Origin of the sequence: Nitrosomonas sp., assembly GCA_031316255.1 — a bacterium.
Classification (GTDB): domain Bacteria; phylum Pseudomonadota; class Gammaproteobacteria; order Burkholderiales; family Nitrosomonadaceae; genus Nitrosomonas.
In genome coordinates this window covers 1,585,268-1,597,432 of sequence record JALDQW010000001.1, presented here as the reverse complement: position 1 = coordinate 1,597,432, position 12,165 = coordinate 1,585,268, and the positions used below count along the sequence as shown (strand labels likewise).

The following is a 12,165-nucleotide window of genomic DNA, read 5'->3' as shown; positions in this document are numbered from 1 at the left end:
AAAACATAAGCTGCTGGAAATATATACTTTTACTCTGAAGTGCAGGAATATATCTAAAACACTTTCCAGCAAAACCTCAAAACAACCTGCCATAAACACCTGTTATTTCAACTTCAAATTCGCCCACGCACTAAACCTTCGCCACAATTCCAATAATGCATCTGCTAAATCAGTCAGTTGGTCAGAATTCAACAACTTTCTCGCAACGCAATTTTACAAATAAGAAACTGAACAAAAACTGAATGAAGTTACATGTAATTCAATGCCGTATAAGCCAACACAAGTCATCTTATACTATAATAACAAACAATCAGCCTTACCCATGCAAAGCGAATTTATGAGCATTACCACTATTAAACAATATATGCAGTCCATTGGCCATGAAGCACGCACCGCGTCCCGATTGATGGCTAGAGCTGAAACAGCAGACAAAAACAAGGCTTTGATCGCAATGGCGGATGCGATCCGGCGCGATGAACAAAAATTGTTGGCCGCCAATGCGAAAGATCTGGACGCTGCGAAAGCAAAAGGACTGGAAGCGGCGATGATTGACCGCCTGACGCTATCGCAAAAAGGCATTGCAAACATGGCGGAGGGACTATTACAGATTGCCGCACTCGCCGATCCGATAGGCGAAATTTCGGGGTTGAATTACCGTCCGTCCGGCATACAGGTAGGCAAAATGCGCGTACCGCTCGGGGTGATCGGCATTATTTACGAAGCGCGTCCGAATGTCACTGCCGATGCAGCCGGACTCTGTCTCAAGGCCGGCAACGCGGCGATTCTGCGCGGTGGTTCCGAAGCGATCCACAGCAACCAGGCGATTGCAGTCTGCGTTCGCGAAGGTTTGATCGCTGCCGGCCTACCTGAAACGGCGGTGCAGGTGATCGAAACCACCGACCGGGCTGCCGTGGGCGAACTGGTTACTATGCATGAATTTGTCGATGTTATCGTGCCGCGCGGCGGCAAGGGGTTGATCGAACGCATTTCCAATGAAGCACGTGTTCCGGTAATCAAGCATCTCGATGGCGTTTGCCATGTTTATATCGATGACCAGGCGGATTTTGACAAGGCGATCCGAATTGCCGACAACGCCAAAACACAACGCTATGGCACTTGCAACACGATGGAAACGCTGCTGGTGCATCGCAATATTGCGAAAACAATACTGCCGGCACTCGGTAAAATTTATCTGGACAAGGGCGTCGAACTGCGCGGCGATGAAACAGCCCGCACCATCATTGCGCAAATGAATCCGGCAACCGAGGACGATTGGTCGACTGAATATCTGGCGCCGATTTTAAGTATCCGTGTCGTTGACAGCTTGGATCAGGCGATTGAGCATATCAACCGTTATGGTTCGCAGCATACCGATGCGATTGTCACTGAAAATTACACCCATGCACGTCGCTTTTTGCGCGAAGTGGATTCCAGTTCGGTAATGGTCAATACCACCACGCGTTTCGCGGATGGCTTCGAGTACGGCCTTGGGGCTGAAATCGGTATTTCCACCGATAAAATTCATGCGCGCGGCCCGGTGGGACTGGAAGGTCTGACCAGCCAAAAATTTATCGTTCTGGGTGACGGGCAGATCAGGCAGTAATGATTGTGGTGCATTGGTAATTAATCGACTCTCTCAAAATACACTATGGCTCAGATTGTTGAGATAAAAGTTCCCGACATTGGCGATTTCAGCGATGTAGTCGTAATTGAGGTACTTGTTTCGCCCGGCGACACCGTGTGGGAAGAAACCTCGCTGATCACGCTGGAAACCGACAAAGCGACGATGGAAGTACCTTCGCCAAAGGCTGGAAAAATTAAATCCGTCGAAGTGAAAGTAGGAGACAAGGTCTCTGAAGGTTCGCTGATTCTGACGCTGGAGGCTGTCGAACAGGAGGAAACCACTGAACCAGAACCGCCTTCTGGTAATGAACGAATTGCGCAAAAATCCGATGAACGTCAAACGATACAGCCATCGCAGCCCGCCGTACACACCGAAACGCAACCTGTCCCGTCACCTGAAAATATTCAGCGCGGAGATTTTCACGCAGAAGTGGTGGTGCTCGGCGCCGGGCCGGGCGGCTATACCGCTGCCTTTCGTGCTGCCGATCTAGGCAAACAGGTCATCCTGATTGAGCGCTATGACACACTGGGCGGCGTCTGCCTGAATGTCGGCTGCATTCCCTCCAAGGCGCTGTTACATGCTGCAAAAATTATCACCGAAGCTGAAGAAGCCGAAAATCAGGGTATTGTTTTCGGTAAACCCAAAATTTCGCTCGACACATTGAGAGCATGGAAAGAGTCCGTTATCGGGAAACTGACCAAAGGACTAAAAGCGCTGGCCAAACAGCGTAAAGTCGAGGTCTTGCATGGCATGGGCAAATTTATCACACCACATATGCTGCAAGTGGAAACTGGCAAAGAAATCAGAACCGTTTCATTCGATTACTGCGTTATCGCAGCGGGTTCTAGCGCCACGCATACTCCAGGCCTTCCCAATGACTCGCGCATCATTGATTCTACCGGCGCACTAAAGCTCAAAAAAATACCCAAGCAAATGCTGATCATCGGCGGCGGTATTATCGGCCTGGAAATGGCTACAGTATACTCAGCGCTGGGCAGCAAAATAAGCATTGTTGAATCTATGGATCAACTCATTCCAAGCGCGGATGCCGATCTGGTCAAACCGCTAACCCGGCGAATCAAGAAACAGTATGAGGCCATTTATCTGAGCACCAGAATAACTAGGATTGAAGCAAAGAAATCAGGCATGGCAGTCAGTTTCGAAGGCGACAATGCACCTGACACAAAAACCTATGACTGCATCCTGATGGCGGTAGGCCGCCGTCCAAATGGGTTTAATATCGGCGCCGAAAGTATCGGCATCCAGATTGATGAAAAAGGCTTTATTGGAGTCGATCAGCAGTTGCGCACCAATTTTCAGCATATTTTTGCCATCGGCGATATTATTGGCAACCCCATGCTTGCACACAAGGCAACCTATGAAGGAAAGCTGGCTGCTGAAATCATTGCCGGTCATAAGGCAGTATTTGATGCACGCACAATTCCTTCGGTTGCATACACAGATCCCGAAATCTCCTGGATGGGATTGACCGAAAAAGAGGCCAAACAGCAGGGTATTGAATATGAAAAGGCCAGCTTCCCATGGGCCGCCAGCGGCCGGGCAATCTCCATGGCGCGTGAAGAAGGGTTGACACAACTGATTCTGGACAAAAAAACACGCCGCATTCTGGGCGCAGGGATTGTCGGAACCAATGCCGGTGAACTTATTGCTGAAACTGTTCTGGCACTTGAAATGGGTGCGGACATGGAAGACATCAGCCTAACTATACATCCACATCCAACGCTGTCTGAAACGGTCTTTTTTGCCGCCGAAATCGCAGAAGGCACGATTACCGATTTATATGCGCCCAGAAAATAAACTCTTTTTCAATCGCCGCCATTCAATTGATTTTTTTCGATCACCCTGTTTAAAGTTAAACTGGCTTTGTCTTACTACACCTGTTATATTTCTTAATAGGTTACGGATTGAAATCTCGTTGATGGATCATAATTATTAAGTAACATTCGATCTCAACACTATCAATGCAACGCGCTACGATCCAGGAATCATGGACTTATTTGATAAACATAAAATGCCAATGGGACTAAAATACAAAAATATTTTGACCAGCATGCTGATGCTGTTTTTATGCGTTATCTCAATGCATGCGGGCGCCACGCATATTTCAAAACCCGTTCTTGTTGAACCAAGCACACAGTATACCGTTGGCGAAAAAATTGTAATTAACGGCTGGGTGGATTACAACGCGCTGCCAACAGCGGATGTGTTACTGAATTTTCAGGTCACCACTGCATCGGGTGTTGTAATCACAGAAAAATCATATCCGAGCGATAAGCAGGGACATTTTCAGTTTGAATTTGACAGCAAGGGTCAGCCGCCTGGCACCTATAAAATAATCGTTACTTCCCATTGCCTGGAAATTCATCGCGCTATTTGCTCCTACAACAGTGAAACACTGATTTTCGATCTGAACAATCCATAACGACAAAGGTCTATACATTACTTTATAACTGCAAAATGTCGGTTGGAAGCTTGAACGATAACCGATAAAATTGATAACAAATCCGGTTTTTATCTTTCGACGGCCGTACAAACTAAACGCCTCTAATTTCACATTAACGCAGGTTATACTCAATGCTGTTTTTCACCAGAAAAATACCACTTTTCCCAAAATCAGTATTACCTGGTCTAATGATTTGCATCAGTATCGGCATTTTATCTGGATGCAAATCTATTGACCCTCAGTCTTCAGATAACGAATCAAATCAGGCCCTCTTTTTTTGGCAAGACAATCTGGAACAACGTTTAATAGCACTGGATAACCGCGAAGAAGCGCTGATAATGCGAGAAGCTGCTATCAGCGCAAGAGAAAGCGAACTGGTCACATTGTTTTCGGAATTATTAACACAGAAAAAAGCATTGGAAGACCAGCAGGCACAACAGAACCGGCAGGATCAAGTGACGAGAACACCCACGCCGCAGGCAGCTTCTCAAACAACAAAACCCGTCAAACCAAATCCGCGGACTTCATCAAACACACCTCTTAAAAACCCGAACAGTCTAGATAAAAGAACGGTTCTGGGTGGACTGGAATATATCTATCTTGATCCACCCGGAATTAGCCTGAGCGCCCGGATTGATACCGGTGCACAGACGTCATCGCTGAATGCACTCGATATGATTGAATTTGAACGTGATGGCAAACCTTATATCAGATTCAATATTATTGACCCGGAAACGGAAGAAAAGATAGAACTCATACGCCGGATTCGCGGCTATACCAAAATTAAAAAACACAAAACAGAATCCCAACGCCGCCCCATTGTCCGTTTACGTGTAATACTGGGCGACCTGGACGAATTGATCAGTTTCACTCTGGTCGATCGCAGCAAATTCAAGCAACAGATTCTCATGGGCAGAAATTTCTTACGCGACCTGGCGATTGTTGATGTCAGCAAGGAATATACTTTACCCAAAGCCAAACCTGGCACCCAGCAATAATGCATTCCAGAGCCAGACTTTATACCGTTGTCATACTGATTCTTTCGACCGGAATTGGACTGATACTCTATAAACACCTGGTGTTGGGTTTTCCTTTAATGCCAGATGCTAAAAAATTTGTCTGGACAATCGAAGCAAAAATTGATTTTCAGGCGCAAGGCGATCCGGTAATCGTATCATTTGCCCTGCCGCCAAAAGAACCCCATCTAACCTTCATGGAAGAGGATTTTGCCTCGCCAGATTATGGCTTTAGTGAACTTTCATCAAAAAATTTCCGCCGAGGTCAATGGAGCAAAAGAACGGCTCTGGGTGCTCAAACCGCTTATTATCGGTTGAGCGTTTATGAGAATGACAAAATGATCGAGACCCAACCCACTGATGCACCTAAAGAACCAACAAAGCCCGAACTGGACGAGGTATTTCTGACGGCGTCAATAACTTTGCTCGATCAAGTGCGCGCCAGATCCGCAAACTCGGAAATTTTTACACGCGAATTAATCCAGACACTGAATTCCCCATCGCCCAACCAGAACCAGCGTTTGCTGCGTAATGACAAAGCCGGAGAGGATTACAAAACCGAACTGATTCTGGATTTACTGGCACTGGAGGGTATCAGCGCACGTGTTGTGCGTGGTCTTTTTCTCGAAGATGGACGCAGACGGCAATCACTGACTAATTTTGTTGAAATCCATGATGGCAGCCAATGGATTTTATTTAATCAGGACACCGGCAAAAGCGGCAAGCCGAAGAATTTCCTGATCTGGCAACGCGGGGGACAATCCTTATTGGATGTCGTTGGCGGTAAAAATTCACAAGTTTCATTTTCAATTATCAAAAATGTTCATACAGCCAGGAATCTGGTTGTTGGCAGCGGCATAAACAAAGAAGCCGGACTCATCGATTTTTCAATCTACAGCCTGCCGATTGAGCAGCAAAATGCCTTCAAAATGATTTTGTTGCTACCTATCGGTGCGTTAGTTGTTGTTATTATGCGCATCCTGATCGGCATTCGTACTTCCGGCACTTTTATGCCGATTCTGATTGCCCTGGCCTTGATCCAGACCACGCTGATAACAGGCATAATCATCTTTCTGATAGTCGTCAGTACCGGATTGCTTATCCGTTCGTATTTATCGAGACTGAATCTGTTGCTGGTTGCACGCATATCAGCGGTCATTATCGTTGTAATAACCATTATCGCAAGTATCAGTATTATCAGTCACAAGCTCGGTTTAAGTCAGGCATTACAGGTAACGTTCTTCCCCATGATTATTCTGGCATGGACAATTGAACGCATGTCCGTGCTCTGGGAAGAAGATGGGCCCCGAGAAGTATTTATCCAGGGTGCGGGAAGCCTGTTGACTGCGGTCATTGCCTATCTGTTCATGACTAATCGAACCGTTGAATACCTGACTTTTAATTTTCCGGAACTGATGCTGGTCAACCTAGCATTGATCCTGATACTGGGGCAATACACAGGCTATCGATTAACCGAACTTTATCGTTTTCATTCGATGGGCAGGCATCATGTTGTTGGCAAGCGTTAAACGACTCAGAAGCATGGGCATTATCGGCATGAATCAGCGCAACTTTGGTTTGGTCTCACGTTATAACCCGCGCCATCTATACCCACTGGTTGATGACAAACTAAAAACCAAACACCTTGCTCAGCAAGCCGGCATCACTGTTCCCCAGCTCCTCGGCACCTTGCACTACCAGCATGATGTTAAACAGCTCAAAGACATACTGAGCGCCTATCAGCAGTTTGTTATCAAACCCGTCAAAGGCAGCGGCGGCAAGGGCATTCTGGTTATTACCGAGCAGGATCACAACCTATACTATAAACCAAGTGGTGATGCTGTTAAGCTGTCACACATCGAACGTCATGTTTCAAATATTCTGAGCGGACTGTACAGTCTTGGCGGCAAACCGGATTCAGTCATGATCGAATCGTTGATACAAATCGATCCAGCCTTTTCTGATTATAGTTATGAAGGCATCCCTGATCTTCGCGTGATTGTCCTGAGAGGGTATCCTATTATGGCTATGCTGCGGTTAGCCACACATGCATCTGACGGCAGAGCCAACTTGCATCAGGGTGCTGTCGGTGTTGGTATTGATATTGGTACAGGTGAGGCATTACATGCCGTGCAACACGGTAATCCGGTTTATTTCCACCCGGATACGCGCAAATCCTTTTCTAATTTAACTGTGCCTCACTGGGATAAACTGCTCAAACTCGCCGCCGCATGCTATGAAATGACTGACCTGGGCTATTTAGGCGTTGATATTGTTCTGGACAGAGACCAAGGACCCATGATTATCGAATTGAACGCCCGCCCAGGGTTGTCCATTCAGGTAGCCAATTTCGCTGGACTTGCGCCCCGTGTTGCACTTGTTGAGGCGCTGGATCATGTTGATCCTAATCCACGGTCACGCGTGGAATTCAGTCAGAAGAATTTCGCTGCGCTTCGAAATCTCATCCGTCCTCGAAGACGGACTATGAAATCTACAATTGCAATGGCTTTTAATTAGTTTAGATATTCGGTAAATCACTCAGATATGGATTTGTAGTTTGAGGGAAATTTGAACCTACCGGGGATATCCGGTAGGTAGCAGTTAGTAGCTTTTTTATTGACTCAAGATGACTGGTTGGAAAGAAAATACATTTTAGTTGTTGGATCAACTGTCAATTCGATCCAGCTGTTTTCAAGGCTTCCAGAAACCTCTACACGCGTGAAGTTTCTGGTTATAGTGCCGTCATCGTTAAACATTGCTTTATCCATTTTGAAATAATGAGAATCCCCGTACACTAAAAGCACCTGACCTGTAAAATTATGCGTTTCGCTCACCAAGGTGTTAAAGAAATCGGTGTAGCCATTGTTTGCGTCTAATTGAAGCAAACAATCGTCCTGATAACCGCCGTCACTTAATTGCTTCGCGCCGTACAGGCGATTGATAATTCTAATCGCAAGCTTGCTGTCTTGCTGGATAGATGATGTTCTTTTCCTGTACCGTGGTGTCAATATGAACCGCATCTTCCAGCGCTGCCTTGCCATGCAAACCAACACTCATCCGGAATATGCGCTCTACACCTTCAGCGCCAATGCGCTTGCGAAAATGCACCAGTTCGGTGCTATGGCAAGGCAATTTCCGCTGGAATTCTTGCATGCCACAAAAAGCCTGGTAGTACGGGTTACGTGTCCACTGCAATACCACCGACTCATCGCTCAAGTTCTCCAGTTGCTTGAGGATCAGCAACCCAACCATCAAACGAATTGGCTTGCTCGGCGCGCCGATGCCTTCGGTGTAATGAACGCTAAACGCTTCGTCAAAGGTATGCCAGGGAATAACGGTTGATAGTTTGAGCAGCGGATCAGAGGGATCAGAGGGATCAGAGGGATCAGAGGGATCAGAGGGATCAGAGGGATCAGAGGGATCAGAGGGATCAGAGGGATCAAGCTGCAACAAAAGGTCTGTTTCATGCAAACTGGGTTGATGAAAAGCTTTATTGGGTGTGAGCATCGATAAATCACCATTTCGACCAGAAACAAGCGCTTATTCTAGCATTTTCTGGTCGTTTTGAACAGCAAAAGACCGGATAATTACTATGAATATCATATGCTTGAGTATATTTTAAGGGCCGACTAATTATTCCCGAATGAACATCTGGAAATGCTGACGATCAATGACATCGTAGTCAGCTATCAATCGATAACCGGCAGACTCCATCTCGCGCCGAACATCTTCTTTTGCGGTACCATGTCCCAGAAAACCGAAAAAAATACCGTGTGGATGAAAATCCACAATCGCCACTCGCCCATTAGGTTTGAGATAACGGCTCAATGATTTAAAATAAGCTGATCGGTCTTTCATGTGATGGTAAGTGTTGCAGCTAAATACGAGATCCACAAGCTCTGGAAGTTTGGGGTCGTTGGGCTCGGCCCGGATTGGCAGCACATTGGTTATGCCGCGGGATTTCATTTCCTTGTTGATAAAATCCAGTGCGTCGTCATTAATGTCAACGGCATATACTGTTCCTTTTGGCCCGACCGCTTTTGCCAAAAAACCGGCAAAATATCCCCCGCCCGCACCCAAATCTGCCACCCGAGAGCCTGGTTCAATGGCAAGCTTCGTTATGACCACCTGCGGTTTCTGCCATCCGTCCCGTGCCGGATCATTCATGCGCTGGTACACTGATTCTGTACAACCAGCGAGCCACAAACACACAATGAACATTACACTCGTTTGTTGAACGTTCAATGCCGAGTAATTCATGGTCGCTCCTTATCTTGTTTAACCGAAGCTTTTTTCTCAGGCTGATTATGTCATTACCGGTTGTAACCAACAACATCATCCAGGCCGGATAACGCGTAACCGAAATCCAGGCCGGTCAGTGCGGCTGTTTTCTTTAAAGTGCTACACGCAGCACGCATGCCCATTGCCAGATGAAAAAGCGTTTTCAATGATATCGAGCCATTGAATATGAGCGGCAGTAACTTCCAGATATCGGCCGTGCCGTCGGCGCTCACTGTGCCGATTAACGCCGTCGGTGGAGAGAAAGCGACCGGATCAACAATAGCGCGAACTGCAATAAAAGGTATCTCTTTTTGTGCTGCAAATTCGGCTATCGCTGCGGTTTCCATGTCGGCCGCACAGGCGCCTGTCAATTGACCTAATTTAAGTTTGTCCTGCGCAGAGGTCAGTGCGATGGCGCTGTCTGATAACGCGCCGCCGGAGATACGCAAACCCGGCGCTAACTTGGCGATGATGCGATCGCGCCATTCATGAGTCACCGGAAAATGCATATCTGTTTTATGAATTGTTTTAGGAAGTATCAGGTCTCCCGGAGTTAATTTATCTTCCAGTGCTGCTGCTACGCCAAAACTTATCAATCCGTTTACGTTGATGCCGGCAAGTTTCCGGGCCGCAGTTAGTGCGGCTTCACCACCGATGCCGCTCATGCAGAGCCAGGTATTGGGTCCGATTTGAACAGTTTCCTGCAATGCGGTCTGTTCTTTTGACAGACAAGCCGCCTCTGCTTTTAATGCGCATATAACGCCAATTCGGGGCATCTATTTTACTAATGGGTTAAAGCGCGATATCGTGCCAAGGCCCATACCGGAAAAAACTTGGAGTATCCGTGGTATTTCAGATAAAAAACACGTGGAAAACCGGGGGCAGTAAACCAGGGCTCTTCCCATAAACCATCAGTGAGTTGGTTGCATAACAAATAATCAACGCCTGCGCGCACTGACGGGCTGTCTACTTCACCTGCAGCCATAAGACCAAGTAGCGCCCAGGCGGTCTGAAAAGCAGTACTGACTTCAAACCTGCCAGCCAGTTGCTGATCGAAATAGGAGTCATTCGTCTCGCCCCAGCCGCCATCTTCATGCTGAATGGACTTTAACCACTGGACTGCGCGTCTGATAGACATATGGTTCCCATCCAGTTTTGCCAATTTTAATGCCTCCAGCACAGACCATGTGCCATAAATGTAGTTTGTACCCCAGCGGCCAAACCAGGAACCGTCCGCTTCTTGTTCTTTCAGCAAAAATTCGATAGCGCGTTGGGCAGCGTTTCGATGTGCCGGATCATCGCTCAGACTAAGAACGCACACACACCGGGCGGTAACATCACTGGTTGGCGGGTCGATCAGGGCGCCATGATCGGCAAATGGAATTTCATTGAGATAGTGATGGGTGTTATCCACATCAAATGCTGCAAAACCGCCATTGCTTGACTGCATGCCGGCTAGCCAATTGACAGCGCGTACAAAGGATTGTTGATAAGCTTGCACATTGCCCTGCATTTGCGCCTGTGCCAGTGCCCAGGCAACGGCAGCTGTATCGTCAAGATCAGGGTAATGGGGATTGGCATACTGAAAAGCCCAGCCACCACCGGGCAATGCAGGGCATTTATCACGCCAGTCGCCCGCTTCATCCAGTATTTGTTTTGTGAGCAGCCAATCCAATGCAGCATGCACAGACTTCTGATCCGTTTCAGTATCCTCCTGCAATGCCAGTCCACTTAATACTGTATCCCAAACCGGTGAAGTACATGGCTGGCACCAGGCCTGTCCCCCTTCATCAATTAACAAACCTTCCAATGCCCTGCGGCATTGAACACGATTGGGGTGATCTTCGGCATAACCCAGCAATGCCAATGCCTCATAGGCATTCACCATGGCCGGAAAAATTGCACCTATGCCACATTCGCCATTTAACCGTTCCAGCGTCCAGCGTTCAGCACGGCGAATCGAATAGCGGCGCATAAATTCGGGTAAGCGCGGCTCAAACCTGGATAAAATACGTTCGACCCACATAAAAAATCGTTTTAAACGCGTTTCTGCTTCGGGAAAATAATTTTTTTCCTGTTCGGGAGGAACAGTAAACAACTCACGAATATCGACATTACGTGGATTGACCGCTTTCGCTTTCAGTGTACATAAAATAGAAAGCGGCACCATGACGGTTCGCGACCAGTATGATATCTTGCTCAGATGAAACGGAAACCATCGGGGCAACAACATTAGTTCTGTCGGAACAACGGGTACGCCTCTCCAAGGTATCTGTTGATACATTGCCAGCAACAAACGTGTAAATACATTTGCCTTGGCCGCACCGCCGTGCTGAAGAATTGCCTCACGTACACGAACCATATGCGGTTCATCCGGTGAATCGCCCACCAGTTTTAAAGCATAATAGGACTTGATGGAACAACTGATGTCGAACTCTCCACCATAATACAACGGCCAGCCATGGTGCGTTTGATCCTGTTTCGACCGGATAAAACGTGCTATTTTGTTTTCCAGCGCAACATCCACTTCATCCATAAAATGCATCATCAGGATATATTCTGCGGGTATCGTGCAGTCGGCTTCCAAGGGAAAGCACCAGTGCCCATCCGGGTTTTGCAATGCTAATAAAGCAGAACGCGCCTTAATAAACTGTTCATTCAATGTTGACGGGCTAATTTCGTCTTTTTCGGTCAAACCGGCATCTTCCCGGTTTATTCTCAAGCTCTCGTGCATTCCATTCATAGCATCATCGATATGATTAAAATAATTTTCAGGGAAA

The 12,165-nt window shown here is 47.1% G+C and carries 11 protein-coding genes; 6 read left to right on the top strand and 5 right to left on the bottom strand.

The features are described 5' to 3' along the window. The first annotated feature begins 337 nt into the window (after positions 1-337). The 6 genes from MRK00_07195 to MRK00_07170 all read left to right on the top strand — a co-directional run bounded on the left by MRK00_07195 (position 338) and on the right by MRK00_07170 (position 7,621). Complete coding sequence (locus tag MRK00_07195) at positions 338-1,603, top strand: glutamate-5-semialdehyde dehydrogenase (protein ID MDR4517157.1); 1,266 nt, start codon at positions 338-340, stop codon at positions 1,601-1,603. A gap of 45 nt (positions 1,604-1,648) precedes the next feature. Further along, positions 1,649-3,442 (top strand): dihydrolipoyl dehydrogenase, encoded by a 1,794-nt coding sequence (gene lpdA / locus MRK00_07190; GenBank protein ID MDR4517156.1) that lies wholly within the window; start codon positions 1,649-1,651, stop codon positions 3,440-3,442. Between the two features lie 220 nt (positions 3,443-3,662). After that, positions 3,663-4,067, top strand: a complete 405-nt coding sequence (locus tag MRK00_07185; GenBank protein MDR4517155.1) for a hypothetical protein — start codon at positions 3,663-3,665, stop codon at positions 4,065-4,067. 209 nt (positions 4,068-4,276) lie between these two features. Then, on the top strand, positions 4,277-5,086 hold the full coding sequence (locus MRK00_07180) for a RimK/LysX family protein (GenBank protein MDR4517154.1): 810 nt from the start codon (positions 4,277-4,279) through the stop codon (positions 5,084-5,086). After that, positions 5,086-6,633, top strand: coding sequence for an inactive transglutaminase family protein (locus MRK00_07175; GenBank protein ID MDR4517153.1), 1,548 nt, complete (start codon positions 5,086-5,088; stop codon positions 6,631-6,633). Before MRK00_07180 ends, MRK00_07175 begins: the two co-directional genes overlap by 1 nt. Beyond that, on the top strand, positions 6,614-7,621 hold the full coding sequence (locus tag MRK00_07170; protein MDR4517152.1) for an alpha-L-glutamate ligase-like protein: 1,008 nt from the start codon (positions 6,614-6,616) through the stop codon (positions 7,619-7,621). Before MRK00_07175 ends, MRK00_07170 begins: the two co-directional genes overlap by 20 nt. 104 nt (positions 7,622-7,725) lie before the next feature. On the opposite strand, the gene MRK00_07165 is transcribed toward MRK00_07170, so the two are convergent. The 5 genes from MRK00_07165 to shc form a co-directional block, all read right to left on the bottom strand. After that, positions 7,726-7,989 carry a hypothetical protein gene (locus tag MRK00_07165; protein ID MDR4517151.1) on the bottom strand — a complete coding sequence of 88 codons (264 nt, stop codon included), beginning with the start codon at positions 7,987-7,989 and terminating at the stop codon, positions 7,726-7,728. A 61-nt stretch (positions 7,990-8,050) separates the two neighbouring features. Further along, a complete protein-coding gene (locus MRK00_07160; GenBank protein MDR4517150.1) occupies positions 8,051-8,611 on the bottom strand; it encodes a transposase in 561 nt (186 codons plus the stop codon). Between the two features lie 126 nt (positions 8,612-8,737). Then, on the bottom strand, positions 8,738-9,364 hold the full coding sequence (locus tag MRK00_07155; protein ID MDR4517149.1) for a class I SAM-dependent methyltransferase: 627 nt from the start codon (positions 9,362-9,364) through the stop codon (positions 8,738-8,740). Positions 9,365-9,417: 53 nt separating this feature from the next. Then, the gene (locus MRK00_07150) at positions 9,418-10,161 is read right to left on the bottom strand and encodes a phosphorylase (protein ID MDR4517148.1); all 744 of its coding nucleotides are present in this window, start codon (positions 10,159-10,161) and stop codon (positions 9,418-9,420) included. An 8-nt stretch (positions 10,162-10,169) separates the two neighbouring features. Beyond that, positions 10,170-12,128, bottom strand: coding sequence for a squalene--hopene cyclase (gene shc, locus MRK00_07145; protein MDR4517147.1), 1,959 nt, complete (start codon positions 12,126-12,128; stop codon positions 10,170-10,172). Between the last annotated feature and the right edge of the window lie 37 nt (positions 12,129-12,165).

Coding starts and splice junctions, on each gene's coding strand:
- MRK00_07195 (MDR4517157.1), top strand. CDS start 338: ATGAGCATTACCACTATTAAACAATATATGCAGTCCATTGGCCATGAA.
- lpdA (MDR4517156.1), top strand. CDS start 1,649: ATGGCTCAGATTGTTGAGATAAAAGTTCCCGACATTGGCGATTTCAGC.
- MRK00_07185 (MDR4517155.1), top strand. CDS start 3,663: ATGGGACTAAAATACAAAAATATTTTGACCAGCATGCTGATGCTGTTT.
- MRK00_07180 (MDR4517154.1), top strand. CDS start 4,277: ATGATTTGCATCAGTATCGGCATTTTATCTGGATGCAAATCTATTGAC.
- MRK00_07175 (MDR4517153.1), top strand. CDS start 5,086: ATGCATTCCAGAGCCAGACTTTATACCGTTGTCATACTGATTCTTTCG.
- MRK00_07170 (MDR4517152.1), top strand. CDS start 6,614: ATGTTGTTGGCAAGCGTTAAACGACTCAGAAGCATGGGCATTATCGGC.
- MRK00_07160 (MDR4517150.1), bottom strand. CDS start 8,611: ATGCTCACACCCAATAAAGCTTTTCATCAACCCAGTTTGCATGAAACA.
- MRK00_07155 (MDR4517149.1), bottom strand. CDS start 9,364: ATGAATTACTCGGCATTGAACGTTCAACAAACGAGTGTAATGTTCATT.
- MRK00_07150 (MDR4517148.1), bottom strand. CDS start 10,161: ATGCCCCGAATTGGCGTTATATGCGCATTAAAAGCAGAGGCGGCTTGT.
- shc (MDR4517147.1), bottom strand. CDS start 12,128: ATGAATGGAATGCACGAGAGCTTGAGAATAAACCGGGAAGATGCCGGT.